The sequence below is a fragment of the Streptomyces yongxingensis genome, from assembly GCF_055597465.1.
Genome location: NZ_CM145717.1, coordinates 7,808,679 through 7,833,084 on the forward strand (window position 1 = coordinate 7,808,679; position 24,406 = coordinate 7,833,084).

Consider the following 24,406-nt stretch of genomic DNA (forward strand, 5'->3'; position numbering starts at 1 on the left):
CCTGGAGCCAGCATGGCGCGCGCCTACGACAGCGTCACCAGGCCGCCGTCGGGCGGCCCGATCACGCCGTCCCGGCGCAGGTCGGAGATGCGGGTCCGCAGGGAGCCGCGCTTGATCTGCTTGTGGCCGTCGGCGTTGACGGCCGTCAGGAGGTCGGCCTCGGTCAGCGGCCCCTTGGACAGAGCGGCGGTGATCCGGTCGGCCAGTGTCACCGGCCCCGGCGGCATCGCTTCCACCGTGGCCGGTACGGACGGTCGGCCCGACGGGGCCGCAGTGCCCCCCGAAGGGGTCTCCTCTGTCGTGTCGTCCAGGTCGAACGGCTCGCCCGGGGGTGGCCCGTCGCCGTATAGCGCGAGGATGACGGGATCGTGGCCACGGCACGGGGCGATGGAGCCGACGAGGAAGAAGCGCGCCATGCTCGTCGGCCGCGCCGAGGTCAGGTGGTAGCACATACCCTGCGAGTTCGGCTCCTCCTCGTCCTCGTCGGCCGCCTCGTTCCACCGGCGGATGCGGCGGACCTGGCCGACGATTTTCGGGATCGGCTGGAGGGATTCGCCCCGGGGGAGGAGGCCGTCGGAGACGAGTTGGGCCATCATCGCGGAGGACCAGCGCAGCAGGATCACTTCGCCTTCCTTGAGCATGCCGCGGAGGGTGTCGCTTCCGCCCATCTCCTCAAGGTGGCCGGCCTGCGCGGCCAGGATGATGCCGACGCCGACGCTCCGGCCGGTGCGGCCCAGCTCCTTGATGAGCCCGGCTGCCTCATCGCGGTACGGGGCCCCCTTCTCCAGGAGCCGGTTGGCCTCGTCGATGACGCCGTACATCAGCGGGTCGGGGTCGCCGATGATGAAGCCGGACCGGCCCATCTCGCCGTACGCCTTCATCCGCCGCTCGGCCTCGCGTACGAGGCGGCGCAGAAGCCGGATGGCGCCCTTTTGGGTGGTGACCCTGGTGGCGACGTTCCCGGCCGCCTCGGGGACGCTCTGGCCTTCCTTGAGGTCGGCCAGGTGGACGACGATGCCGGAGCGTTTGCAGGCGGCCAGGATGGATTGCAGGGCCCGGGATTTCCCGGCTCCGGTGGTGCCGAAGATCGCCATCCGCTGTGCGTTGCCGGTCTTCGGGTCGTACAGGCGGATGCGCAGGGGCGATCCGTCGTAGTACGCGCCAACGGTGATGCGGCCGCGTGTGTCCATGGTCAGGTCGGCCAGGGTCGCGGGGCGCATGTTCATCAGGGGGTTGGTGGGGAAGACCCTGACCACTGCTTCTCCTCGGGCTTGTTCGAAGATGACCCGGGAGGGGTCATCGATCTTGAGCAGGTCGCACAGCGCGTCGTGGTCGATGTTCTTCACTCCCCCCGGTGGAGTCTTGAGGACGTGTTCGGTGACGTCCGCCATCAGCGGAGTTCCTTGAGTTCGTAGGTGTTGGTCTCCACCAGCTCCACGCCCGGCAGGGCGGAGCGGGCGATCTCGGTCCAGGTGTCGGCGGATGCTTCACGCTTCTTGCCGATGGTGAGCATGCGCAGGCCCGCGCCCCGGCCGGGTAACGGGTCGATCGAGATCTTCTCTTCGGGGATGTCCGTCAGGGCGGACAGGCGCGTGATGCTGATCTCGGGAACGGGCTCGCCGGGTGTGGTCGCGGCGATGACGGCCGCCTTGCGATCGGCGTCGATCCGCTGCGTGGCGACCAGCCGTGTGCCCGGTGCGATGCCGCCTTCACGGGCCACGTGCTCCGCCCACCAGCGGGCCGCCGGGTCGGCCAGCTCCTGGACGACGGCGGGCGCCGCCTCTTGCTGCTGCTCCGTAGTGAGCCAGGGTTTGGCGATCCGCTTGGCCAGCAAGGCGGGGCGGATCCACCAGACACCGGCCGTCCAGACGGTGACGGCACCCGCCTCCACAAGGCGGGCCACCCCACCGGAGGTGACGCGTTCGGCGACGAGGATCCCGGCCATGCCTGCGTGCGGCGAGGCATAGATCATCATCGCGACGGGCTTGACCTTCTCGTGTGCGGCCATCAGCCGGGGAGAGAAGCCGACTCCGAGCAGGGCCGCGCCGAGGGCGGCGGTAAGGCCCGGCAGTGTGACCGCGTCGGTGAAGAGACCGGCGGTGAGGGTGGCGGCTCCGGCGGTGGTGGCCACGCGGCCGATGCGGGCCCGTGCGGTGGCGATGTAGGTGCGCAGCGGCATCATGACCTTCGGTCCTTCCTGACTGACGGGCAGGGACGCGAAGGGGCGGCCCGTTCGGCGGGCCGCCCCGGGTCGCGCGGTGTTATCGGGTTATCGGTTGCTGTAGTAGGTCCGGTCGGCCACGTCGGCGCCGCCGGTCTGCATGGCGGCGGCGACTGGGCCGTAATCGGCCTCGTGGCCGTCGGCGGCCTGGCGGAAGTCGCCGGACATCTCGGCCGCCTCGTTCGCCAGCTCCTCCGCCTCGGCCAGTACCGAGCGCATGACGGCCGCCGCGTCGCGGTGGGCCGCGATCACGTCGGCGTCCACGTGGAGTGACGCTGCGGTGTCGGCCAGCCGGTCAACCGAGGTGGCACAGTCTTCGACGTACTTGTAGGCGCCCCTGACGGCCTGCGAGAGGGCCGCCATGGCGGCGGAGGCGGCGGTGAGTCTGACCGTGACGATGGTGAAGGTCACCCCGTCGCCGATCAGATGGGCGATCCGGCCGCCGATGCCTGCGGGTTCGATCTCGCTCATGGGTTACTCCTGGTGGTATTCACGCTCGGCCGGAGCGACGTGTCCGGCGTCCTTGACCGCATCAGCGCGGTGCTTGTCCGCCTCGGCCGCTCGCTGGCCCGCAGCTGTGATGGCCTCGGACGCACGGGGGAGCGCGGCCGCCAGGCCCTCGGCCTTGCCCTGGACGACCTGGGCCCGCTCGATCAGCCGCGCCGTCCAGCCGATGAGGACACCGGGGACCTTCTTGTCGATCAGCTCGGCGCGCAGGGACTCCAGGGCGGATGTCAGGTCCTCGCACCGGTCGGCGACTGCCTGGGCGTGCTCGGCGCCCGCCAGGATCTCCTCGGCCATGTCCTCATCGGAGTCGATGACGTCATAGACCGTCAGCTCGGCGTCGGTGAACTGCGTGGTCCGCACGGCTGGCGCTGCGCTCATAGGCGGCGCTCCCTTCTGTGGTGCTGCCGGACCGCTGGGTCCGGGGGCGGTGCCGGCCGTCGGGGCGGCGACGGTGGAGGTTCCGGCGGGGAGCCCCAGTTGACCCCGGGTGATGGCCGCGGGCTGCGGTACGGGCTTCTCGCGGTCCGGCCGCGTGATGGTGACGGAGTAGCCGACCTTCCAGCCGGGTGGGGGACGCAGCCACTCACCATCGGTGCGGGGCGCGTCCTGCGGGCGCTGACGGCCGCGCGCGCCGTTCTTACGACTACGCCCACCCGATGGGCGCGGCCCGCTAGTTGACGGACCCTGGCGGGCCTTCCGGCGCTTCTTTGTATCCCGCTTTGTGTGCTTTGTCTTGGTGCGGTTCTTCCACGGCCTGCTGCCCGGTTCACCGCCGGGCGTGTGCGACGAGGACCGTCCCGGCTTCCTCGTCTGGTCGTCCTTGCCCTTGTCGCCGTTGGGTCTCGTGGCCAGATCGGCCTTCGAGACGCCGTCCTTGGCCTTGTCGGGTGACTGTGGTGCGTCCTTGTCCTGCTTCTTCGGGTCGTCGGGCTTGTCGTTCTTGCGCTTCCGGGCCTTGTCCTTGGCGATCTTCCGGGCCCGCTTGGCGTCAGCGTCCTTCTCGGCTTGCTTCCGAGCGCTGGCCCGATCGGCCAGATCAGCCTTACGCCGGTCGGCATCAGCCTGCCGGGCCGCCGTGGCGTCATCGTTCTTCCGGGCCTGCCGCGCCAGGGCCATCTTCCCCAGCGTGCCCGGGTCCTTCCCGGCGCCCGCCGACGAGGAACCCCTAGTCGGCTTCCTGCCGCCCCCACGAGCGGCAGCGTCCCTCCGCGCTTCCCTGCGCGCGTCAGCAGCCCTCATGCCGTCCGGCGTCCTGCTCCTGGACCCATCGGCCTTCGTGGACGCTTTGGGGTGCGTTGCCGTGGCGTGGTGGGGCTTGGCCGAAGGGGTGGGCGCCGTACGGGAGATCGCGGCACCCGGCTTGGCGCTGCCCCTGGCGGCGCCGCGGCCGAACTCCGGACCGCTCGGGACACGGCCCTTCCAACGGGCCGCGTCGGCACCGGTCCTGGCCTTGTCCACCCCAGACCGGCTCTTGCTGGCGTCCTGCCGGGCCTGTTCGGCCACGGCCTGATGATGCTCGCGCCGGGCCTTGAGGTAGGCGGCCACGTTCCAGGCCCCGCGCAGGGCCGCCACGGCGATACCGGCCAGGGCCACCATGGCCATGGACGCACTCCCCCGGGCCGGTGACCCGGCATCAGCGGCGCGCGCCATCACCCCCGGGGCCGGATCGTCCTCGTTCTCGTCGTCCTCGTCGCTGTCCAGGTCGGGCGAGGGAAGGTTGATGTGCCCCGGCGGGACGGCGGGCGGGGTGTCCGGCAGGGCTGGCAGCCCGCCGCCGGATGCCGGCGGATCGTCCCCTGGCGGGTTCAGGTTGATGACGGGGAGTGTGATCACATTCCCCGGGTCGTCGTCGGCCATCGGCCGCCCCTTTCAACTACTTGACGTAGCGGGCCGCCTCGCGTACGCGCGCGCGTGACGCGCACGCATTATGCGCGCGAGGCCGGACCGCCTCGTTGAACGCGTTGTTGTTGAACACAGAGCGTCACTGCTTGCCGTCCAGGTAGCGCGACAGCTCCGACGCCAGCGACCGCCACAGCGGGTCATCATCGGCGAGCCTGGCGCGGGCCAGATCGAACAGAACGATGGCCCGCGACCGGGCGTCAGCGGCCTCGTTGACCCTCGGCGCCCACAGCTCCGCACGGAGCCGCTTCGCACGCGCCGGATCCTTCCCGGCCATCACGCGCCCTTCGTGAGGTGATCAAACAGACCACCGTTCTGGGCCTGCGACCCCTCGTCGGTCCGCTGCTGCTCAAGCTGCGGGGCACCGCCGGATGCCTTCAGCTCCTTGACCCGCTGCTTCTCGGCCGCCTTCCTCGCCCGCTTCTCCGGCAGCTCCTCGTACGACCGCTCGTAGCGGGCGCCGAACGCCACCAGGTGCGTGATAGCCGCCTCCAGATCGTCAACGGCCTGGAACATCGGACGGCCAGTCGTCCACGCGCGCGCCCTGGCCTGGAACGGCAGGTCACCCTCCAGGCCCCCGCGCTCCTTGAGATCCGCGGCGACTTCGCGGGCCAGCCTCCGCAGGTCATCGATGATCGGCTCGATCTGCGCCCGCCGCTGCGCCAGGTGGATCGCCCGGTCCTCCGGCGTCTTGAGCAGGTCAGGAGACCACTTCTCCTGTGCCATACAGCTCCTCCATGGGATCGTGAACGTGCCCCGGGGCGTGCGTGGCGCTCCGGGTTCGACTGCTTCCGGCAGTCGCAGCAAAGGCCAGCCCACATGCCCTGGGCTGGCCTTCACTGGTGATGCCGGACGAACTGCTGGGATCAGGTGTGGCTGGGATGGGCGGCGGCGATCTCCTGCCACCGCCGGTTCTCGACCGCGTCAGCGCGGGTCAGCCGGACGGTGAACGCGCAGCGGTGCGTGACCGTGTGGGGCGCCTGCCTGAGCTGGTGCAGGCTCTCGCGGAAAGCGATGTACAACGCCAGAGCGCACGCCAGGTCGAGCAGTAACGGCACCTCGTAGGTGGTGAGCTGATATCCCAGGTACCCAGCCATCGCTGCGGCGATGGCCTCGACGAGCAGAGGGAAAAGACGCTGCTTCACGAATGCCTCCAAAGGCATGAACAGAGTGATGGGAATCGGGTCAGGCGGCGAGATCGAGCGGATAGGCGCAGGTCACGCACACCAATCGAGGTGGGGATGCCGCAGCGGGCGCCGGTGGGGTCGTAGCACTTGCCGAACGCCGAGGACATCAGGCCGTAGCGCTTTGCATCCCGGTGCACTTGTGAGGCAGGCGTGCCAGCACGAAGTAGCGACGCCGGGGGGTTCTGCGGAGTGCACCAGCGATCGATCGCCTGCACGTCGCAGAGGTACCACCTGCCGGTCCGGGCCGACTTCTTCCATGCGAGCCGGTCGTCACCGCAGCGCTTACAGGTCACCAGACTGAGAACTTCGCAGGCGTTGTTGTTCGGGAAAGCACCCGATACGTAGTGCTCCATCAGGCACCCGCCAGCGCGCTGTCAGCGTTCTGCGCGGCGGCGCGCGGCTGGTGCGCGGTGAGCTGCGCGGCGCGCGCGGCACGGAAATCACGCAGCCAGTTCCGCGCGTTCCCCGGATCCACCGAGCAGCGCTCAGCCAGCTCCGCAGCGCTCGGCTCGGCCCCGTTCCCGGAGGTGACCTTGTCCTGGTAGAGCTGCCATCCGGCTTGCTTGGCCTCGGACTTGAACACTGGATCCGGGTCGCCGCTGGCCTGCTCGGCCACGTCCCCCAGCAGCCGCTCCCGCAGCGCCGTGGCTTCCTCGATCTGGTCCCTGACCTGCCCCAACGCGGTGCACGCTTGGTCGTGGGCCCGCTGAAGGGAGTCGGTTCTGGCGGTCAGTCGCTCCAGCCGCTGCTGCTCGCCTTCGACGGTGGTGCGGATGCGGTCGGCTTCCTGCTGCGCGGCAGTGATCAGGCCATCCGCGCGCTTCCGCGCGGCCTCCTCGGCCTGCCGCGCATCCTCCGCGCGCTGCCGCGCAGCCTCCACCTCACCATCCACACCCTGCCGCTGCTCAAGCAGCACGGCATGCTCCTCACGGGCCGCTTCGAGGTCCCTCTGCGCGGCACGCAGGGCCTCTTCCGCGCGCTCCCGCGCGGCTTCGGCTTCCTGCCGCGCGGCATCCGCGCGCGAGGACTCCAACCGCTCCGCAGCCGGGGTGACCGCCAGGTCCTCGATCAGCGCCAGCACCGCCGGGGCATCCGCATAGTTCAGGCGAGCCACCTCATCCGCGCGAGTGAGCGCGGCCAGACGGCGCACCAGGGCCAGCGACTGGCCGGTGTCGGTGGCGACATCGGCACGGTCCAACGCCTTTTGCGCCCGGCCCCGCAGCCGCTTCAACCGGCGTTGCGCTCGCCGAGAACTCCTGCCGGACGAGCGGGTTTCCAGGGCCAGGCGGAGCCGGTAGACGCGGTGCGCGGCCCGCTGCGCCAGCGCAGCGCGGGCGACACTGGAGGAGGAGGTGCGGGCGTCCAGGCCCAGCAGCGCGAACAGGGCGGCCCATGCGTGCTGCCACAGCAGCACCACCAGCCGGACCGGGCCCGGCCGCCCACCCGTCTCGTCCTGGTCGGGGCGCTCGTGGTGCAGCTTGCTGCGCAGTTGCAGCTCGATCAGCCAGGCGGCCAGGCCGGGGATGGCGGCCAGGACCGGGCGGGCCCACCAGTTCGGGGCGTGGACGGCGTTCATCGCGGCGGAGAAGGACACCAGCAGCCAGGCGGTGCGGTGCATCAGCCGCAGCTCCGGCGTCCACCCCACCTCCGGGTCAGCCGCCCGGTACATCATGACCAGCAGCGTCATCTCGGCCGCGTCGAAGACGGCGATGAACGCCACCGCCAGCAGTGCCGGCAGTCCTGCGGTGCCGGTGGCGAAGCCCCACAGGCCGTGGACGGAGACGGCGACGCCTCCGAGGGCGACGACGGCCTGGGGGCCGATGCCGGACAGCCACTCCGACTTCCGCAGCCGCCCCAGCGCCCACGATCCGAGCGCGAGTACCAGGACGGCGGCGGCCAGGGGAGCGGCCCAGGACAGCCAGCCCGGCGCGGCCGGGAACAGGTCAAACAGCCAGGAGGTCATCGGACGCCTCCCGCCAGGGCCAGGCCCGCTGCGATCAGCGCGGCGACGGTGAAGGCGGCACCGGCGGCGCGGGTGAGGTCCACCGCGCGCTGTACCCGGTCGAACTTGCCCACCGCCAGCCGCGACAGGCGGGCCACATGCTCGGCCAGGTCATCGGCGAGCAGGGCTGCGCGCAGATGCTCGGCGGTCAGCGTCGCCCACAGCGGGAAGCCCTTCCGACGGGGGCCACCGAGGTCGGGGCGGACCGCGGCCAGGAGCACGGCGACCGAGGCCACCACCAGCGCGACGCCCACCGCGCCGACGGCCAGGGCTACCGGGTGGAGGGGCAGGCTGGTGGCGACAGTCCACACCCCTGCCAGCAGGGCGCCGTTGAAGGCCAGCAGCAGCGACACCTTGCTGTCGGTGCGGCCGATCTCCGCCTTCACCTCCGCGTGCGCCGCCACCAGCACGGGATCGGCCCCCGGGGCCGTCATCGTCTCCGGGGTCACGTCGTACCTCCTTCGGCATCGAGGTGGGTGCCACGGCGGCCGTCACGGCGGCCGTTGACGGTCCGGTACGAGGGGCTGAGGGTGTGGGTGATGGACCAGCCGCCGCCGGTCTGCTTGACCCCGTACATGACCTCGTCCGCCACCCGCAGCGCCGCCGACAGATCGACAGCGGGGCGGTGGGTGTGGAGGTAGGCGCCGATGGAGGCGCCCAGGGGCAGCGGCAGCCCGTCGTAGGTGACCGGAGAGCACAGCCACTGGTGCAGGTGGGTCAGCTCTCCGCGCACGGTGTGAGGGTCGGGGCAGCGGATGACGGCGGCGAACTCGTCCCCGCCCAGCCGTGCCACGGTGCCCAGGGGCTCGGCCCACTGGGCCAGGCGCCGGCCGGTCTCGCGGATCGCGGTGTCACCGGCCGCGTGCCCATGGATGTCATTGACCTGCTTGAAGCCATCCAGGTCAATGACCAAGGTCGCCACGACATCCCGCCGCGTCTTGCGCAGGATCCGGGCGGCGCTCTTCTCGAACGCGGCACGGCGCGGCAGGCCGGTGAGGTCGTCGCGTTCGGCGCGGTCGATCAGGCGCTGCTGCCACAGCCCGTGAACGGTCCACCCGGCGGCCAGAGGGGCGGCGGCGGACAGGGCGGCGAGGGTGTGGCTCATGACCGGCCCCTGTTCTCCCGCCAGGCGGCGGCCTCGGCCTCGGAGAGGATGCGGCAGTGCCAGACATGCACCTGGACGCCATCGATCACCGTGACGACGTCGGTGTGCCGGAAAGGGCCGTATCCGGGGTCATCGGTGTGCTCGGTGACATCGGCGTCCAGACGGGCAGCCCACGCCCTCACGTCCTCAGCGGTAGGGGCGTTGAGGTGGATCTGGTTGCCGTACTTCAAACGCGCCCCGTGCAGCGGCAGGTCGGCATGCCGTGCCAGGATCTCCCGGGCCACTGCGCCAGTACGCCGCAGGGCCCGCTCATCAGCGGCAATCATCTCCAGCGGCGACTGTGCGGTTGCGGTGTTGGTCATGCTCACGCGGCCACCGCCTTGGACACGGTCGCGGTCCGGCCGGTGCTGCGAGCCGGACGCGGAAGGCGGCTGAGGCTGGGGAACAGCGTGGGGGCGTGGGCCTCGATGGCCTCGGCGGCGATCCGGCTGACGCTGTCGATCAGCTCGGGGTCGTCGGCGAGGATGTCACGGGCCGCGTCCAGACGGGCCGCGCGCTCCTCGGCGCTCTCTCCCTCCTCGCCGAGCCACAGCTCGAGCGGGGTGCCGAGGGCGAGTTCAAGGTAGTCGGTGTCGGTGGCCACCTCGTGATGGCCGATGAAGCTCTTCATGGGGAAGCTCCGAGTCGTCGGATGGGCAGGGGGGAAGCCGGGGCGGCGGGCTGTCGTTGGTCGGAGGCTGCCGCCCCGGCAGCGTGGTGCGGGGATGGGGTCAGTGGGCCAGGGCGTAGCCGCTGACGCTGTGGACCCGGGGGGTGAGGTGCCGGGCGCCGGTGACCTTCACGTCGCCGGAGACGGAGCGGGCGGTGATGAAGCCCGTCGCCCCCCGGGTAGCGGTCAGGTGGATGTCACCTCTGGTGGTCGTGACGTTGGCGGTGTCGCCCCGGTAGGAGAAGACCCGCACATCCCCCGAGACGCTGCGCGCGGCCAGTTCCCCGGTCACGTTCTCGGCCGCGACGTCGCCGGAAGTGGTGTGCGCGTCCAGGACGCGCACGGTCTGCGCGGTCACGTCGCCGGAGACCGAGTGGACCGTCAGCCGCGCCAAGTCTCCATAGACGGTGGTGTCGGCGGCCGTGGTGACGACCGCCAGGCTCGACAGCGCGGGAAGCGTGACGAATGCTTCGATCGGCCGGATCGTCGGCACGCTGGTGCCGGCACTGACGAGCTGGCCGTTGATGAAGGTCAGCCCGGTGACGGCCTGGCCGAAGGCGACGGTGCCGACGGTCTGGGTGACGCGGCTACCGCCTCCGCTTCCGCTCATCATGACGGCACCGGGGATCTCGGGGACCTGGACGGACATCTGCCGCCCGTTTTGGCGGCAGGTCGCCCGGCGTACCGCGTCCGCGCCGGGGCCGGTGGTGTCCTCGGTCCGCAGAGTCACGCGGGCCGCCCGCACCTTGGGGTCCACCGCGACGATGGCCCGACCCAGCGGCAGTACCAGGTTGAAGACCACGGGCCCGGTGCTGTCGGCGTTGAAGACGTGCTCAACCACTGTTCGTCTCTCCTTGAGGATGAATCGATCAGACAGCCGACAGGGCGGCCGCATCCCTGGTTCATGGGGTACGGCCGCCCTGTCGGCGGGGTGCGTGGTCGGTCAGTGGCGGCGGCCCCAGGAGCCGCCCGCGGCGTTGCCGTCGGTCCGGGTCTGCCCGGACTGCTCACGTGCCGCCGCCTGGGTCTCGGGGCTGTTGTGCTGCTGGTAGTCCCGGCGGGCATCCGCCTGCATCTGCGCGACCGAGGGGGACTGCTGGCTGCTGTTGTCCATGGCGCTCCCCCCTTCAGCCGCGCTTGATGGCAGCGCTGGACTCGCTGCGCTGGTTCTGCTCGCGGTTTTTGCGGGCCAGGTCCTCCCGCTCCGCCTCCGTGAGCTGGGTGATGGAGCCGGAGGACCAGATACGCTTGTCCATCAGGACCGTTCTCCTGTCGTGATCAGGTGATGTGGTCTCAGGCCCCGGCTCCAGTGCTGCAACACCGGAACGGGGCCGTTCTTCGTTCTCATCAAGCAGACAGGCAAGCCGCGGGCGCTGAGCCCTGTCCGACGTCCTGCCTGCATGACGAGCGGCAGTCGTGATGGGGACATCACCCCCGGGCTGCCTCTCGCAGGTGCGGCATTCCGACAGGCCCTCTCCAGGTGCCCATGTGCCGCCCTTAAGCGCGTGCGTACGGCCGGTTGCCTCGGTCAGTTGCGCCCGTCTGCCCGGTATCGGGTACGGGGATGATCCGCTCGCTCAGCGCAGCCGCCCCGGTTTCACCCAAAGCAGCCACCAGCCGCACGTCCGGGGATGTTCCGGCCTCCCCGGCCGCCGTTCTGACCTGCCCCGCTCGCCCCGGGCCCGACCTAGCGGGCCCGCGAACTCAGCCGCTGTCACCTCCCGGATCACCTCCGGGGTCGTCACCAGCGAGTCGCGCAGGTCTTCAGTTCTCAAGCAACGGGTGCTGCCCTCAGGCCCGTTTCACGGGGCCCTCTGGGCGCGTTTGTGCAGGTCAAACAGCACTTCCGGCCCTTCTCGCTTGGGCCGTCGCGAAGTGATTACAGATTGACCTAGGTCAATCTGTAAGTCAAGCCGGTCCACCGAACTCGGATTGACCTAGGACGGCTACGCTCGTGACATGGAGCTAAGCCCTGACGCGCCCAAGCCGACGGCCAAGGAGATCGCCGCGAGGTTCCGAGCGGACATCGCGAACGAGACCTACGGACCGGGGGACCGGCTGCCAGCAGCCCGCGGGCTCGCGAAGCAGCTCGGCGTCCAGCTCATGACCGTGCAGAGTGCTTATGGACAGCTCCGGTCCGAGGGGCTGGTCATCACCCAGCAGGGGCGCGGAACGTTCGTCCGTGATCCTGCTGTGCCCCTCGGCACCGAATCCGGCAGCAGCCCCGCGTTCACCGCGCTGGCGTCGGAACTCAGCACGATTCACGAGACCCTCCGACAGCTTGGTGACCGGCTTGACCGCCTGGAGCGGCTTGTCGAGGGCAACGAAGCTCCGCCCGCTCAATGAGCGTGTTGGCGCGGCTCAGCAGGGTCTCCGCTGTCGCTCGCGCCGTGCGCAGACTCGCCTTGAGCAAGGCGAATTCGGCGGCCGATAGGCCCAGTTCAGTGGTGCGGTGCTCGTTGCTCCCTGACATGCCAATGAGCATGCGGGCGCCAACGAAAGAGGACCCGGACAGACTGTCCGGGTCCTCTTTCGTTGCAGGTCAGGCGGGTTGACGAGCTCTCAGGTAGCGGTCTCGTCCACGGCGTCCAGCACGGCCGTCCAGGGCAGCTCACGGCCGGACGGCGCCTCACGCGGCTCGTACAGTGGCCAGACGTCCGGTCCATACACGAGCCGTACGCCTGCCTCGCGGAGCGTGGCGAGGTGCCCACGCCAGGCGGGATGCCGGGCGTGCGCCGCGTTGACGCGGGGGAAGACGACGACCGAAAGGCCGGCGGTGCCGATCGCCTCACAGACCTGCGTGAGTGCCTGATTGTCGGCGACCCCGGTCGCCAACTTGGCGACGGTGTTCGCACTCGCCGGGGCCACGACGTAACAGTCCACCTGGGGGTGTGGCCGCGCCTCACCCGGTAGCCGGGGAGCGTCCCGCACGGGTAGCCCGGTCACCTTCTCCAGCCGCTCGACTTCGCCGATGGCCCGCAGCCACTCACCCGCGGTCGGCGTCAGCGTCACGGCCACCTGCCAGCCGCGCGTCAGGGCAGGCTCGACCAGCCCCGTGCGCAGCGACTCCACCCCGCCGGCACCCGTGCCGACGACTCCGAGGACTCCGCGTCCTTCCGTACTCACTGCACCGCCTTGCATCGCTGGGCCATCGCGAACAGCTCGGACGAGCGAGCGCCCCCGGTGACCGGGGCCTGTTTGATCAGGTCTCGCAGCGTCTCCCGCACACGAGGATTGTTGCGCACGAGCTGCGGCGACGTGCCTTCGGCGGTCCGCAACTCGGTGAAGGCGTCGTCCCCCTTGCCCGCCAGCGTGAGCGCGCGGGCGAAGTCGATGCGGTGGGACACGCCGCGTTCCGGCGGCATGTGGTCCACGTCGATGTTTCCGCGCTCGACGACGTAGGAGATGTTCTCAAGGTCCAGTTCCGCCGACAGCCTGTGCAGCACGACGTTCGTCGGCCCGAAGCTGGTCTGCCAGTGGTTCTCATCCGAGCCCAGCCGGTTGGCCAGTGTCTCGGCCCGGCCGAGCAGGTTCGTCGCGGTCGCTCGGTCCTGGTGCCGCGCTGCCGCGATGGCTGCCCGCAGGTGGATCATCCCCAGCAGACTCAGCGAGGCCGGGTCGTCCTCCTCTATGCGTGACGACAGCCACACCGCCGTGGTCTCGCCGAGCTCCATGGCGTCGTCGTATCGGCCGTTGGCCAACAGTGCATGGGTCCCCGAGCGGGCCGCCGACGCCAGCACGAGGGGATCACCGGACTCGTCCGCTGCCCGCATGGCCCGCTCGGCCGCGAGCCACGAGATATCGGATTCGCCGATCTTCGCGAGCGTCGTCGCGGCGAGGTGGTGAGTGCGGGCGGAGACCGCCCAGCAGTCGCGCCGCTCTTCCGGTGAGCGCGCGGCCCGGTCCTCCAGCTCCTGGGCGGTCTGGAGGAGACCAGGGAGCGCGGCCACCACCTTCCCGAGGTGGCCGATCTGGTAGTCGTTCCAGCGCTGCTCCACGATCGGGACGACGGGGCCCGGTACCGGTAGCTGCGCCTCGGCCTCCGGGCCGAACAGCAGTCGAGAGAGACGGCGCGGGCTCATGAGCGCGTCGCGCACGGCTGGGACGTCGTCCTGCTGCTTCTCATCCTCCAGTAGCGACGGCTGTCCGATCAGGTCCCCGAGTGGCACCCGCAGAACGCGCGCGAGCTCGGCAAGCTTGTCGATGCGAGGCGGCTTCCGGCGACCCCGCTCCACCTTGGCCAGCCAGTCGGTGCTGTGGCCCACCAGTCCGGCCAGAACCTCCTGAGTGTAGCCGCGGCGGTTGCGGTAGAAGGCGATCCGTTCCCCGATGCTGAGGTGATCTCCAAGACCACGCATTGCGTGCTGCCTCCTGGCGTCTAAGGCTTCTCAAGGTACCGAGCTGCCCCCGAGACGGACAGGCGCTCCCGTCTGTCCGTCTCGGGGTGGTGCCAGCATGGGCAGATCGGCACGTGAAGACCCGGACAGTCCGTCAGGGCTTCGGTGGCTTGGCCCGTCGCGCCTAGGCTCCATATCTCGTCTAGTGCCTCGAACTATCCATTCGAGTATCCAAACCGAGCTGAAACGCGGGGTGGATGGTAACTTCCGTTATGGATTCGAGGTTTCGGGTTCTTTCGGCGAAGTCAGGAAAGTCGTGAGCAAAGCGGAACTGCGAGCGACTGCCAGTTTTGAAGCCTATGAATCCGATGTTGTATAGAAGGGTGGTGAGTGGGCCGTACCAGTCAGACCACGACCCTTCCGAATGCGTCCACATTCTCGCAGTCAGTGAATTTACCCAGTCGACCCCCTGGAAGTTAGGGTCACCTGTCAGGGTGATTGCGTCATCGAGCTTCCGAGTGAACTCGTCTGCTGACATCGGAAGAATGACGCCCTCGAAGAGGTTGAAAACTCTATCGATCTCTGGGTATGAGGTCTTCCACTCATCGCGCAGGGCTAGTAGACGTTTGTAGGAGTAGGATTCCTCTGCGTTCTTGATGTCCTCCCACGTGAGGCGCCCACCTCTTCTTGAGGTCGCCAAGGCTTCGTTGAGGAATGCGATTATATCTCTCGGTCTCATCAAGGTCCGCTGAAGCATGTATTCCAATACGTCTCCCCGTGTTTGATTTGTACGCGGGAGGATGTCGTAGACGGAATTCAGTCTTACGTCTAGATCGGCAGATGCGGCGCGAATCCGTTCCGAAACAAGCTCTTGAAGTTCCCCGGGAGTCCACCTCATGCGCAACGCCAGAGACCTGAACTTCTCCTCCTGGCCGCCCGATCTATGACCGAAGTCCAGGTGCTCGAATATGTTGGTTCGCAGCGCGACGATCACCTTTAGGTTCGTGACCCGCTGAAGATCCAGTGCGGCGCGGAATAGGCATCTGATGAGTCCGTTTGCGAGTTTTTCGTCAACCCAGTCTCTATCCAGGTCATCAATGACAACGAACGTGAAATTCTGTCGGCTTTCTAGGATGTCTTCGTCTAGGACCTTCACCATCTTGTTCAGGCGAGCCATCTGGGTCTCGTCGACGATCCTTTGGAAGCGATCCGCTAACTCTGTCCTTACTTCAGATGAGAATGTGTCGCCGGATGTTGCTCCGAGGGATGCGTCGACTGACCCGGGCAGCGCAACTTTCCCTTTGGCTTCCTTGTTGATCTTTTCTTCGAACTTCTCGGTGATTTCTCTTACTCGCTGATCGGCTTCCACCCAAAAGCGATCCTGGAATTCTTCAAGATAGTCCAGGGCGGCGCGTTTTCCGGGGTCTCTGCGAATTTTATCCCGCAGTGTGACTAGGAAGTTGGCCTTGGCGGCGGGCGTGTTCACCTTATAGCGGTGGCGAATAAGCTCTACCAGCAGTACGTGCTTCCATAGTGCGATGAAGAGGGGGTCAAGACTCACGTTCATGTCGTCGAGGAAGCGCATGACGCTAAGATTGGTGATGTATTGCAGCGATAGGTCTTCGGGGATGATCCGCACTACATGGCCTGGAAACTCTTCTTCCAGTTGTTGTAATGCGGCCGACTTGCCGCTACCTGTTCGCGCGATTAGAAAACAACGTTTGTCATCCCTGTCGGAGATCGTCAAGTAGTCATCCGACTCATAGAAAGCTGACCGCAACAACTGCCTGTCAGCTTCTGCTTGTTCTGCGCCCAGGTTGAAGTTTGCACCTCGGCGGCGTGACCTACGCTGAGACATCGATCCCCCCAGATCCGATGCGGCTGTGTCGATACTCTCGGTGATCGTCTCGGTACAGTAGCGCAGCGTAGTGATCCTGAGTAGGGCTTGGACGGTTGGCAGCCGCCGTGCGGAACAGGGTTGTTGTCGGGTTAGCGTGCCCAGGGCGGCTCGGGCCGCCTGGGGGCCGTCCGAGGGTGCCCAACGACGACCAACGACGACCAACGACGACCCTGCCGCCCCCGCTCGGAAGCGGCTCCGGCAGGGTGTCCCCAGATGGCGGATTCGCCGCATGACTTCCTGCGCAACAAGAAGCAGGAGTGGGAGGAGTACCGCTCCGAGGTCACCCCGTTCGAGCTGCGGAAGAACCTCCCCGTTCTCTGAAGTCTCCGGGGCGCTCGGAGCACGCCGAGCACCCCTGGAAGCCGCCGGTGGGCGGGGCCGAGCTGGCCGGGGCCGCCCAGGGCCTCCTGCTGGCCGCCTATGGGCGCCGGCTTCCGCCGGGGCGTCTTCGCGGCGAGCCGCGGGGCCGTTTCGTGGGCGCCTGACCCCGCCCGGACCTGCCGCTTCGCCCTCGGGGTCGCTTAGGCTCGTCAGCGGCGCCTTTGATCACGGGTGTGCGCGTGGTCGGGCGGCGCGGAGTCGACCAGGGACGGGAGGCGGCGGGATGGCCGTACCGCAGGGACGCAGGAGCAGCACGATCACCCGGCTGCTGCGGCACGGTTTCACCGACGCCTCGGCCGCGCGGCGGCTGCTGGACGCGCCCGAGCTGGCCGCGGTGCGGGACGACTCCGTATTGCTGGAGGCGCTCGGCGCGACCGCCGATCCCGATCTGGCGCTGCTCGGGCTCGTACGGCTCGTCGAGGCGCTGCCCGAGGAGGCCGCGGCGGAGAAGGAGGACGGCGGGCAGCGGGCCGGGTCGCGGCAGGCGCTGCTGGACACCCTCGTCACCGCCAAACCGCTGCGCGACCGGCTGCTCGGCGTGCTCGGCGCCTCCGAGGCGCTGGGCGACCACCTCGCCCGTCACCCGGGCGACTGGCACGCCCTGGTGACCTACGAGTCGGCCGATCTGCACCCCGCCACCCCCGAGTTCGAGCGGGCCCTGGCCGAGGGCGTCTGGGGCGCGCCCGGGGCGGGGATGCCCCGGGCCGACGCGCTGCGCGTCGCCTACCGCCGGGCGCTGCTGGCCATCGCCGCCCGCGATGTGTGCGGCACCACCGACATCACCCAGACGGCCGCCGAGCTGGCCGACCTGGCGACCGCCACGCTGCGGGCCGCGCTGGAGATCGCGGCCGAGGAGCAGCCGCAGGACGCCGCCGCCTGCCGGCTGGCCGTGATCGGCATGGGCAAATGCGGCGGCCGCGAGCTCAATTACGTCTCCGACGTGGACGTGATCTTCGTGGCGGAGGCGGTCGAAGGCGTCGAGGAGGGCGAGGCGGTGCGGGCCGCCACCCGGCTCGCCTCCCGGCTGATGCGCGTCTGCTCCGACGTCACCGTCGAGGGCACCATCTGGCCCGTCGACGCCAACCTCCGCCCCGAGGGGCGCAACGGCCCGCTGGTGCGGACCCTCTCCAGCCATCTGGCGTACTACCAGCGCTGGGCCAAGACCTGGGAGTTCCAGGCGCTGCTGAAGGCCCGTCCGGTCGCGGGCGACGCGGCTCTCGGCCAGGCGTATGTGGACGCCCTCGCGCCCATGGTCTGGCAGGCCGTCGAGCGCGAGAACTTCATCCCCGACGTGCAGCAGATGCGCCGCCGCGTGGTCGAGAACATCCCCGTGTCCGAGGTCGACCGCGAGCTCAAGCTGGGCCCCGGCGGGCTGCGCGACGTCGAGTTCGCCGTCCAGCTGCTCCAGTTGGTGCACGGGCGGTCGGATGAGTCGCTGCGCAGCGGTACGACGCTGGACGCGCTCGCGGCCCTGGCCGCCGGCGGCTATGTGGGGCGCACCGACGCCGCCGCGCTGGACGCCGCGTACCGCTTCCTGCGCACCATGGAGCACCGCCTCCAGCTCTACCGGCTGCGCCGCACCCATCTGATGCCCGAGGGCGAGGCCGACCAGCGCCGCCTCGGCCGGTCGCTGGGGTTCCGCACCGAGCCGGTGACCGAGCTGGGCACCGCCTGGCGGCGGCACGCCCGCGAAGTGCGGCGGCTGCACGAGAAGCTCTTCTACCGGCCGCTGCTGGACGCCGTCGCCCAGCTCCAGCCCGGTGAGATCCGGCTCAGCTCGGAGGCGGCCGGTCAGCGGCTCACCGCCCTGGGGTACGCGGACCCGGCCGGTGCGCTGCGCCACCTGGAGGCCCTGGCGTCCGGGGTGACCCGTAAGGCGGCGATCCAGCGGACGTTGCTGCCCGTGCTGCTGGGCTGGTTCGCCGACTCCGCCGACCCGGACGCCGGGCTGCTGGGCTTCCGCAAGGTCTCCGACGCGCTGGGCAAGACGCCCTGGTACCTGCGGCTGCTGCGCGACGAGGGCGCCGCCGCGGAGAACCTGGCCCGGGTGCTCTCCGCCGGGCGGCTCGCCCCCGACCTGCTGCTGCGCGCCCCCGAGGCGGTCGCCCTGCTCGGCGACCCGGAGGGGCTGCGGCCGCGCGGCCGGGCCCATCTGGAGCAGGAGGTGCTGGCCGCGGTCGGCCGCGCCGACGGAGCCGAGCAGGCGGTCGCGGCGGCGCGCGGGGTGCGGCGGCGCGAGATGTTCCGTACGGCGGCCGCGGACATCATCGAAAGCGCCCGGCTGGCCAACGGCGAGGTGCGCCCGACCGTGAGCTGGCCGCCGTCGGGCGATCAGACGCCGGGCCGGGCCACCGGGGCGGCCGCCCCCGCACCGGTCAAGGCGCCCGAGGTCCCCAGCGCCCTGCGGGACTCCGAACCCCATGTGCCGGCCCGGCCCGCCGCCCCCGCCGCCGAACCGCCCGTGGACGACGCGGCGCTGATCGACATGGTCGGCGACGCGCTCTCCGATCTGAACGCCGCGACCCTCGCGGGCGCGCTGCGCGCCGCCGTCCGCGACACCTGGGGCGATGAGCTGCCCACCCGTTTCGCCGTCATCGGTCTCGGCCGCTTCGGCGGCCATGAGCTCAGCTACGGCTCGGACGCCGATGTGCTCTTCGTCCACGAGCCGCGCGAGGGGGCCGACGACCAGGAGGCATCCCGCGCCGCCTTCGCCGTGGCCAACGAGATGCGGCGGCTGCTCCAGCTCCCCACCGTCGACCCGCCCCTGCTCATCGACGCCGACCTGCGCCCCGAGGGCAAGTCCGGACCGCTGGTGCGCTCCCTCGCCTCGTACGCCGCCTACTACCGCCGCTGGTCGCTGGTCTGGGAGAGCCAGGCGCTGCTGCGCGCCGAACCGGTGGCGGGCGACCCCGGGTTGGGCGAGCGGTTCATCGAACTGATCGATCCGCTGCGGTATCCGGCCGAGGGGCTGGGCGAGGACGCGATCCGCGAGATCCGGCGGCTGAAGGCCCGGATGGAGTCCGAGCGGCTGCCGCGCGGCGCCGACCCCACCACCCACGCCAAGCTGGGCCGCGGCGGTCTCAGCGATGTGGAGTGGACCGTCCAGCTGCTCCAGATGCGCCACGGCTGGGCCGAACCCGGACTGCGCACCACCCGCACCCGCGAGGCCCTGGCCGCCGCCCACGCCGCCGGGCTGATCTCCACCGAGGACGCCCAGACCCTCGACGAGGCGTGGATCCTCGCCAGCCGCGTCCGCAACGCCGTGATGCTCGTCCGCGGCCGCCCCGGCGACACCTTTCCCACCGACGTCCGCGAACTGGCCGCGGTGGCCCGCTACCTGGGCTACGGCCCCGGCCACGTCGGCGAGATGCTGGAGGACTACCGCCGCACCACCCGCCGGGCACGGGCGGTGGTGGAACGCCTCTTCTACGACTACGAGAGCTGAACGCCCGCGGGAACACCCGCGGTGCGCGGCCAGGTCAGCCGTCCGCGGGCAGGGTGACGCGCAGCGGGCCGCAGCCGATCCGGTCGGCCTCCGCGGCCACATAGCGGGGGAGGAGCGTACGGATGTCGCCGGGGTGGTCGCCGTTCTCCGCCCGGACCAGGAAGGTGACCTGGCCGGTCTGGCACTCGGCCTGGAACAGCCCCATGTCGTCGCGGACGAAGCCGTATCCGTCCTGCTCACCGGCGCTGACCCGGTCCTTGGCGCCGTCCCGGGACAGCCTGTCGTAGAGCACCGCGAGCCGGGGGTCCTCGATCGTCATCAGCCGCAGCCCGGGGTGGCCGAAGAGCACACCGCGGTCGCAGGTGCGCACCGGCCCGTCGCCCCGGGTCACCACGGTGCCGCCCCTGCCCTCGTGCCTGAACGCGGCCGGGAGCCGCAGCCCCTTGACGCCACACATCGCGTCGTTCTCCTCGAGCAGGGGCCCCGGCGGCTCCGGCATCCGGCCGACCGGGTCGGCGATCTCGCCCGTGCACCCCTGGTCGGCCATGTAGTGGTTGACCAGTTTGACCACGGCGCGGGCGAGTTGATCGCGGGCCTCGATGTCCACCTCGTCGTCGTAGACGGTCCAGCCGGTCTCCATGTCGATCACGGTGGGGCCGCTGTTGACGTCCAGCCGGCTCGGCCTGCCGATGCAGCCGTCGGGCACCGCGAGCCAGGCCCGGGTGTCCGAGGCCATGCCCAGCAGCCCGTCGCCCAGCGGGGTGAGCCGCGCGGACAGGAACTCATCGGCCCACCGGTCGCCCGCGCCGCCGAACCCGGCGTCCAGCTGGTGCGCCTCGACCGTGATCCGCCGCCCGCGCGGGGACGTCAGACGGCATTCGCCCGACGGGCCCTCGGTGCCAATGCGATCGGTGGTGATGGGCACCTCGGAGGTCGTGATGTCCCTCTTGCCGTCGAACAGCGCCGCCACATCGTCCCGGCTGAACGCTCCCCAGCAGGCGCGGTCGTCCGCGAACGGACCCGCCTCGGCCCGCCAGGCCACCCCGGCGCCGCCGAGCAGCGCTCCCAGGACGGCTCCGGCCACGGCCGTGATCACGCCCAGCCGGGGGCGGGAGCGGGCCACGCGCTGCCAGTGCCACCAGGGGCGGCGCCGTTCGTGCAGCGGCACGCGGGTGCCGCCGTTCTCGTCGGCTTCGTCGCTCTCGCTGATCCCGCTGATCTCGCTGATCGCGCTGTTCTCGTTGTTCTCGGAGTCATTCATCGGCTGGAACCCCCAGGTGCGACGGGCGCGCAACCGACGCGTCGCGCCACGGCGTTGGCGAAGGCGGCGAAGTACGGAGTCGTCTCGTGCAGGGAGGGGGCGAGCATCAGCACGGTGAGCGGGTGCCCCGCGCAGTCGGCCCGTACGACCTTGTAGTCGTCGGCGAAGACCCCCGTACCGCGCCAGCCGCGCGCCGGGGCCTTGCTGCCGGTGGCCCCGTCGAACAGGGCGGAGAGCCGCGGCTGGGCCACCATCAGGGCGTCGAAGTACCGGCCCTCACCGCGCCGCGTCCGCACCGAACAGGACTGGAGATCCCGGGTGACCGCGCCGACCTGGTACTCCAGGTCGCGGGCCACCTCCTTGCCGAACTCCAGGCCCCTGATCCGGCAGGCCCGGGTGAAGAAGTCCTCATCGTCCTCGGGCAGTGTGGCCATCGGCGAGACGGCCTCGAGCGGCTTGTCCGGGGCGCAACCCGCCTTCTCCATCGCGCGGTTGGCGGCCGCGACGAGCAACCGGGCCACGGACTGGGAGCCGCCGAGCCCCGCGTCGCCCGGCATGGTGGAGTCGCTGTAGACCGACCGCGCCATCGAGTCGAGCGTCACCGCGGTCGGCCGCCCGTCCTCGGTGTCGCATCCCTTGGGCAGCACCAGCAGCGCGTGCCGGCCGTCGGTGGCGCCCGGCAGGCCGTCGGGCAGCGGCATCGCCCGGTCGCCGAGGTAGCCGCCGATCCACTCCATGCGCTTCGCGGCGCCCTCGGGCGCGGGGCCGTAGGTGACCGTGATCTCGGTCTCTTCCACGACCTTGCTGCCGTCGCTGCTGTCCGCGCGCTCGGAGTGGAGCGCCACGGTGCACCGCCCGCGCTGCCGCGCCGGTGTCGGCGCGGTCTCCTTTGACGTACGGCGGGCGTTGTCCTCGTCCAGCGCCTCGCCGCTCAGGAAGTCCGGCCCGCTGTCCTCTTTCCACGCACCCCAGCAGTAGGTGTCTTTCCCGTCGAACGGCCAGGTGTCCGTGGCCCACGTCCCGACCCCGGCCGCCACCAGCACCGCGACGGCGCCACCGATCAGGACGGCCCGGCGGCGTGCGCCGCCCATCAACTGTTTCATTTATGACCTTCCCCCGTGTGGCCGCCGATCCTACTCAGCGGCTCCGCGCACGACGTGAAGGGGTCATGGCAATTCCGTAGGCGTCAGCGGCTCCGATCCTCTACGGGATCACCAGGCAGGGACGTTCTCGGCGACCTCTGCCTCGTCAGCGGCCACGGGGGCCGGGTTCTTCGGTCCGCGCAGGGCGATGTAGACGAACAGGGCGGCCATGACGGCGGTGCCCACCCACATGGCCTGCTGCCATCCGTCGACGAAGGACTGCTGGGCGGCGTGGACCAGGTCCCGCGCGCGTGGGCCTGCGCCGGGTGCGGCCTCCAGGGCGTTGGCGATGCCCTCGCGCGCGGTGTCCGCGGTGCCCTGCGGGATGCCCTGAAGCTTGCCGTTGATGGAGCTGCGGTAGCCGGCCGACAGCAGCGCGCCCAGCAGCGCGACGCCCAGTGCGGTGCCGAACTCACGGGTGACGTCGTTGAGGGCGGAGGCGACGCCCTGCTTCTCGCGCGGCAGTGAGCCGGTGATGGCCTCCGTGGACGGCGTCATCGCCAGACCCGAGCCGAACCCCAGGGCGAGCAGACCGGCCAGGACGGACAGATAGCCGCCGTCGACGGAGACGCACAGCGCCATCAGGACCAGGCCGACACCGGTCAGCGCGATGCCGATGGCCAGGGTCCAGCGGACGCCGATCTGTGCGGCCAACCTGGGGGCCGCACCGGAAGCCACCATCAGCGCCACGGCCATGGGCAGCATCGCCGCCGAGGACAGCAGCGCCGACCAGCCCAGCACGGCCTGGAAGAACGGCAGGAGGACCACGGTGATACCCGCCTGGACACCGAAGGTCACCAGCAGGGCGATCGAACCGCCGGCCAGGCCGCGCTCACGGAACAGCCGCACGTCCAGCAGCGAGGCGTCCCGGCGGCGCAGCTCCCAGACCACGAAACCGACGGTGGCACCGATACCGACGGCGAGGCTGATCAGGGTCACCGGAGCGGTCCAGCCGCGCTCTGGTCCCTCCTGCAGGACGAAGATGAGGCCGACCACCGCGACGGTGGACACCAGCGCGCCGATGGTGTCGAAGGAATGGCGGGACCGCTCGAAGGAGTTGGGAACCGACTTCAGCGTCATGGCCATGGCCACGACGACCAAGACCACCGGCAGGGCGAACAGCCAGCGCCAGTCGGCGGCGTCGACCAGGAACGCCCCCAGGAACAGGCCCACGACGCCGCCGCCTCCGCCCACCCCGGTCCACACCCCGATCGCCTTCCCGCGCTGCTCCTCGGGGAAGGTGGAGGTGATGACGGCAAGGGTGACGGGCATGATCATCGCCGCTCCGACGCCGGCGCCCATCCGCGCCGCCATCATCACCTCCGCGTTCGGGGCCAGGGCCCCAGCGACGCTCGCGACGCCGAAGACGGCCAGCCCGGCGATCAGCATGGGCTTGCGGCCCAGGCGGTCACCGATGGCGCCGAGCGGCAGCAGCAGGGCGGCCAGGGCGAGGGTGTAGATGTTGATGATCCACAGGACGGTGCTCTGCGAGGCCCCGGGAGACATGCCTGCTCAGAGCTCTCGGAAACCAGGCCGACCGCTGTCGGCTTCCACCGACGGAGCCCCACCGCCCACCGCGGCCACGAGGCTGCGCGCCGACGCCCGGCGCAACCGCGACCGCATCCTCGAAGCCGCCCGCGAGGCATTCATGATCCAGGGAATCGACGTACCCATAACGACGATCGCCCGCCGCGCAGGGGTCGGCGCGGCCACCTTCTATCGGCACTTCCCTACCCGAGCCTCGCTCGTCACCGAAGCCTTCGCCGCACAGATAGCCGGCTGCGTCGCCGTCCTCGACGACGCGCTGGCCGACCCCGACCCCTGGCGCGGGTTCTGCAGTGTGATCGAGAAGGTGTGCGCCATGCAGGCCACCGACCGGGGCTTCACGGCCGCCTTCCTCTCCCAGTTCCCCGACGCCGTCGACTACGAGCGCGACCGCACCCGCGCGGAGAGGGGCCTCGCCGAACTGGTGCAGCGGGCCAAAGACACGGGGCAACTGCGGGCCGACTTCCATCCCGCCGACGTCACTCTCCTGCTCCTGGCCAACAGCGGCGTCGTCGGAGAGTCCCAGCAGGTCTCGCTGGCCGCGTCCCGACGCCTGGCCGCCTACCTTCTCCAGTCCTTCCGGTCCGGCCATACCGAGGCCCTGCCCCCGCCGGCACCGCTGGGACTCCAGCACATCCACCAGCCTCCGCCTACCTGCTGGATGAATGAGTCCGATGTCCGGGCCGGCCGCGACCATGGCGAAGGGCGTCCGTCGGCCTGAGTGTGATGTCTGGTCTGGACGCCCTTCTGCTCTACCTGCTCACC

General features: G+C 70.3%; 24 protein-coding genes and 1 pseudogene. 4 read left to right on the forward strand and 21 right to left on the reverse strand.

Annotated elements, in window-relative coordinates:
• Positions 1 to 23: 23 nt before the first annotated feature.
• The 15 genes from ACZ6TD_RS33430 to ACZ6TD_RS33500 all read right to left on the reverse strand — a co-directional run bounded on the left by ACZ6TD_RS33430 (position 24) and on the right by ACZ6TD_RS33500 (position 10,886).
• Positions 24 to 1,391: a DNA/RNA helicase domain-containing protein gene (locus tag ACZ6TD_RS33430; protein WP_471344197.1), complete on the reverse strand. Its 1,368-nt coding sequence runs from the start codon at positions 1,389 to 1,391 to the stop codon at positions 24 to 26.
• Positions 1,391 to 2,182, reverse strand: coding sequence for a hypothetical protein (locus tag ACZ6TD_RS33435; RefSeq protein ID WP_471344199.1), 792 nt, complete (start codon positions 2,180 to 2,182; stop codon positions 1,391 to 1,393). The genes ACZ6TD_RS33430 and ACZ6TD_RS33435 overlap by 1 nt, the downstream gene beginning before the upstream one ends.
• Positions 2,183 to 2,269: 87 nt before the next feature.
• Positions 2,270 to 2,692 (reverse strand): hypothetical protein, encoded by a 423-nt coding sequence (locus tag ACZ6TD_RS33440; RefSeq protein ID WP_471344200.1) that lies wholly within the window; start codon positions 2,690 to 2,692, stop codon positions 2,270 to 2,272.
• A 3-nt stretch (positions 2,693 to 2,695) separates the two neighbouring features.
• Positions 2,696 to 4,585, reverse strand: coding sequence for a DNA polymerase III subunit gamma/tau domain-containing protein (locus ACZ6TD_RS33445; protein ID WP_471344202.1), 1,890 nt, complete (start codon positions 4,583 to 4,585; stop codon positions 2,696 to 2,698).
• Positions 4,586 to 4,709: 124 nt separating this feature from the next.
• Positions 4,710 to 4,904: a hypothetical protein gene (locus ACZ6TD_RS33450; RefSeq protein WP_471344204.1), complete on the reverse strand. Its 195-nt coding sequence runs from the start codon at positions 4,902 to 4,904 to the stop codon at positions 4,710 to 4,712.
• Complete coding sequence (locus tag ACZ6TD_RS33455; RefSeq protein WP_471344206.1) at positions 4,904 to 5,353, reverse strand: hypothetical protein; 450 nt, start codon at positions 5,351 to 5,353, stop codon at positions 4,904 to 4,906. Before ACZ6TD_RS33455 ends, ACZ6TD_RS33450 begins: the two co-directional genes overlap by 1 nt.
• Positions 5,354 to 5,493: 140 nt before the next feature.
• Positions 5,494 to 5,772, reverse strand: coding sequence for a hypothetical protein (locus tag ACZ6TD_RS33460; RefSeq protein ID WP_471344207.1), 279 nt, complete (start codon positions 5,770 to 5,772; stop codon positions 5,494 to 5,496).
• A gap of 394 nt (positions 5,773 to 6,166) precedes the next feature.
• The gene (locus ACZ6TD_RS33465) at positions 6,167 to 7,777 is read right to left on the reverse strand and encodes a DUF2637 domain-containing protein (RefSeq protein ID WP_471344208.1); all 1,611 of its coding nucleotides are present in this window, start codon (positions 7,775 to 7,777) and stop codon (positions 6,167 to 6,169) included.
• Positions 7,774 to 8,265 carry a Pycsar system effector family protein gene (locus ACZ6TD_RS33470; RefSeq protein ID WP_471344209.1) on the reverse strand — a complete coding sequence of 164 codons (492 nt, stop codon included), beginning with the start codon at positions 8,263 to 8,265 and terminating at the stop codon, positions 7,774 to 7,776. The genes ACZ6TD_RS33465 and ACZ6TD_RS33470 overlap by 4 nt, the downstream gene beginning before the upstream one ends.
• Entirely contained in the window at positions 8,262 to 8,921 is a 660-nt protein-coding gene (locus ACZ6TD_RS33475; protein ID WP_471344211.1) for a GGDEF domain-containing protein, read from the reverse strand. Before ACZ6TD_RS33475 ends, ACZ6TD_RS33470 begins: the two co-directional genes overlap by 4 nt.
• Positions 8,918 to 9,289, reverse strand: a complete 372-nt coding sequence (locus ACZ6TD_RS33480; protein ID WP_471344212.1) for a hypothetical protein — start codon at positions 9,287 to 9,289, stop codon at positions 8,918 to 8,920. Before ACZ6TD_RS33480 ends, ACZ6TD_RS33475 begins: the two co-directional genes overlap by 4 nt.
• On the reverse strand, positions 9,286 to 9,591 hold the full coding sequence (locus ACZ6TD_RS33485; RefSeq protein ID WP_471344214.1) for a hypothetical protein: 306 nt from the start codon (positions 9,589 to 9,591) through the stop codon (positions 9,286 to 9,288). Before ACZ6TD_RS33485 ends, ACZ6TD_RS33480 begins: the two co-directional genes overlap by 4 nt.
• Positions 9,592 to 9,691: 100 nt before the next feature.
• A complete protein-coding gene (locus ACZ6TD_RS33490; RefSeq protein WP_471344216.1) occupies positions 9,692 to 10,471 on the reverse strand; it encodes a DUF4097 family beta strand repeat-containing protein in 780 nt (259 codons plus the stop codon).
• Between the two features lie 102 nt (positions 10,472 to 10,573).
• Positions 10,574 to 10,744 (reverse strand): hypothetical protein, encoded by a 171-nt coding sequence (locus ACZ6TD_RS33495; RefSeq protein ID WP_385138448.1) that lies wholly within the window; start codon positions 10,742 to 10,744, stop codon positions 10,574 to 10,576.
• A gap of 13 nt (positions 10,745 to 10,757) precedes the next feature.
• The gene (locus ACZ6TD_RS33500) at positions 10,758 to 10,886 is read right to left on the reverse strand and encodes a hypothetical protein (protein WP_471344217.1); all 129 of its coding nucleotides are present in this window, start codon (positions 10,884 to 10,886) and stop codon (positions 10,758 to 10,760) included.
• A gap of 703 nt (positions 10,887 to 11,589) precedes the next feature.
• On the opposite strand from ACZ6TD_RS33500, the gene ACZ6TD_RS33505 reads away from it, so the two are divergent.
• Positions 11,590 to 11,976, forward strand: coding sequence for a GntR family transcriptional regulator (locus tag ACZ6TD_RS33505; RefSeq protein ID WP_471344218.1), 387 nt, complete (start codon positions 11,590 to 11,592; stop codon positions 11,974 to 11,976).
• A 216-nt stretch (positions 11,977 to 12,192) separates the two neighbouring features.
• Here ACZ6TD_RS33505 and ACZ6TD_RS33510 read toward each other — a convergent pair whose 3' ends face one another.
• From ACZ6TD_RS33510 to ACZ6TD_RS33520, 3 genes are all read right to left on the reverse strand, one after another.
• Positions 12,193 to 12,756, reverse strand: a complete 564-nt coding sequence (locus ACZ6TD_RS33510; protein WP_471344220.1) for a flavoprotein — start codon at positions 12,754 to 12,756, stop codon at positions 12,193 to 12,195.
• The gene (locus ACZ6TD_RS33515; RefSeq protein ID WP_471344221.1) at positions 12,753 to 13,988 is read right to left on the reverse strand and encodes a helix-turn-helix domain-containing protein; all 1,236 of its coding nucleotides are present in this window, start codon (positions 13,986 to 13,988) and stop codon (positions 12,753 to 12,755) included. The genes ACZ6TD_RS33510 and ACZ6TD_RS33515 overlap by 4 nt, the downstream gene beginning before the upstream one ends.
• Positions 13,989 to 14,169: 181 nt before the next feature.
• Positions 14,170 to 16,098 (reverse strand): P-loop ATPase, Sll1717 family, encoded by a 1,929-nt coding sequence (locus ACZ6TD_RS33520; protein WP_471344222.1) that lies wholly within the window; start codon positions 16,096 to 16,098, stop codon positions 14,170 to 14,172.
• A 3-nt stretch (positions 16,099 to 16,101) separates the two neighbouring features.
• Here ACZ6TD_RS33520 and ACZ6TD_RS33525 point away from each other — a divergent pair.
• Positions 16,102 to 16,188, forward strand: a pseudogene (locus tag ACZ6TD_RS33525) (glutamine synthetase); the annotation flags it as partial.
• Positions 16,189 to 16,471: 283 nt separating this feature from the next.
• A complete protein-coding gene (locus tag ACZ6TD_RS33530) occupies positions 16,472 to 19,693 on the forward strand; it encodes a bifunctional [glutamine synthetase] adenylyltransferase/[glutamine synthetase]-adenylyl-L-tyrosine phosphorylase (RefSeq protein ID WP_471344223.1) in 3,222 nt (1,073 codons plus the stop codon).
• A 34-nt stretch (positions 19,694 to 19,727) separates the two neighbouring features.
• On the opposite strand, the gene ACZ6TD_RS33535 is transcribed toward ACZ6TD_RS33530, so the two are convergent.
• The 3 genes from ACZ6TD_RS33535 to ACZ6TD_RS33545 all read right to left on the reverse strand — a co-directional run bounded on the left by ACZ6TD_RS33535 (position 19,728) and on the right by ACZ6TD_RS33545 (position 23,602).
• Complete coding sequence (locus ACZ6TD_RS33535) at positions 19,728 to 20,954, reverse strand: hypothetical protein (protein WP_471344224.1); 1,227 nt, start codon at positions 20,952 to 20,954, stop codon at positions 19,728 to 19,730.
• On the reverse strand, positions 20,951 to 22,057 hold the full coding sequence (locus ACZ6TD_RS33540; RefSeq protein ID WP_471344225.1) for a hypothetical protein: 1,107 nt from the start codon (positions 22,055 to 22,057) through the stop codon (positions 20,951 to 20,953). Before ACZ6TD_RS33540 ends, ACZ6TD_RS33535 begins: the two co-directional genes overlap by 4 nt.
• Positions 22,058 to 22,165: 108 nt before the next feature.
• Positions 22,166 to 23,602, reverse strand: a complete 1,437-nt coding sequence (locus tag ACZ6TD_RS33545; RefSeq protein WP_471344226.1) for an MFS transporter — start codon at positions 23,600 to 23,602, stop codon at positions 22,166 to 22,168.
• On the opposite strand from ACZ6TD_RS33545, the gene ACZ6TD_RS33550 reads away from it, so the two are divergent.
• Positions 23,601 to 24,362 (forward strand): TetR/AcrR family transcriptional regulator, encoded by a 762-nt coding sequence (locus ACZ6TD_RS33550; protein ID WP_471344228.1) that lies wholly within the window; start codon positions 23,601 to 23,603, stop codon positions 24,360 to 24,362. The genes ACZ6TD_RS33545 and ACZ6TD_RS33550 overlap by 2 nt on opposite strands.
• Positions 24,363 to 24,406 lie beyond the last annotated feature (44 nt).

Coding starts and splice junctions, on each gene's coding strand:
- ACZ6TD_RS33495 (WP_385138448.1), bottom strand. CDS start 10,744: ATGGACAACAGCAGCCAGCAGTCCCCCTCGGTCGCGCAGATGCAGGCG.
- ACZ6TD_RS33515 (WP_471344221.1), bottom strand. CDS start 13,988: ATGCGTGGTCTTGGAGATCACCTCAGCATCGGGGAACGGATCGCCTTC.
- ACZ6TD_RS33435 (WP_471344199.1), bottom strand. CDS start 2,182: ATGATGCCGCTGCGCACCTACATCGCCACCGCACGGGCCCGCATCGGC.
- ACZ6TD_RS33475 (WP_471344211.1), bottom strand. CDS start 8,921: ATGAGCCACACCCTCGCCGCCCTGTCCGCCGCCGCCCCTCTGGCCGCC.
- ACZ6TD_RS33550 (WP_471344228.1), top strand. CDS start 23,601: ATGCCTGCTCAGAGCTCTCGGAAACCAGGCCGACCGCTGTCGGCTTCC.
- ACZ6TD_RS33505 (WP_471344218.1), top strand. CDS start 11,590: ATGGAGCTAAGCCCTGACGCGCCCAAGCCGACGGCCAAGGAGATCGCC.
- ACZ6TD_RS33520 (WP_471344222.1), bottom strand. CDS start 16,098: ATGCGGCGAATCCGCCATCTGGGGACACCCTGCCGGAGCCGCTTCCGA.
- ACZ6TD_RS33485 (WP_471344214.1), bottom strand. CDS start 9,591: ATGAAGAGCTTCATCGGCCATCACGAGGTGGCCACCGACACCGACTAC.
- ACZ6TD_RS33540 (WP_471344225.1), bottom strand. CDS start 22,057: ATGAAACAGTTGATGGGCGGCGCACGCCGCCGGGCCGTCCTGATCGGT.
- ACZ6TD_RS33455 (WP_471344206.1), bottom strand. CDS start 5,353: ATGGCACAGGAGAAGTGGTCTCCTGACCTGCTCAAGACGCCGGAGGAC.
- ACZ6TD_RS33530 (WP_471344223.1), top strand. CDS start 16,472: ATGGCCGTACCGCAGGGACGCAGGAGCAGCACGATCACCCGGCTGCTG.
- ACZ6TD_RS33465 (WP_471344208.1), bottom strand. CDS start 7,777: ATGACCTCCTGGCTGTTTGACCTGTTCCCGGCCGCGCCGGGCTGGCTG.
- ACZ6TD_RS33535 (WP_471344224.1), bottom strand. CDS start 20,954: ATGAATGACTCCGAGAACAACGAGAACAGCGCGATCAGCGAGATCAGC.
- ACZ6TD_RS33430 (WP_471344197.1), bottom strand. CDS start 1,391: ATGGCGGACGTCACCGAACACGTCCTCAAGACTCCACCGGGGGGAGTG.
- ACZ6TD_RS33445 (WP_471344202.1), bottom strand. CDS start 4,585: ATGGCCGACGACGACCCGGGGAATGTGATCACACTCCCCGTCATCAAC.
- ACZ6TD_RS33500 (WP_471344217.1), bottom strand. CDS start 10,886: ATGGACAAGCGTATCTGGTCCTCCGGCTCCATCACCCAGCTCACGGAG.
- ACZ6TD_RS33545 (WP_471344226.1), bottom strand. CDS start 23,602: ATGTCTCCCGGGGCCTCGCAGAGCACCGTCCTGTGGATCATCAACATC.
- ACZ6TD_RS33450 (WP_471344204.1), bottom strand. CDS start 4,904: ATGGCCGGGAAGGATCCGGCGCGTGCGAAGCGGCTCCGTGCGGAGCTG.
- ACZ6TD_RS33440 (WP_471344200.1), bottom strand. CDS start 2,692: ATGAGCGAGATCGAACCCGCAGGCATCGGCGGCCGGATCGCCCATCTG.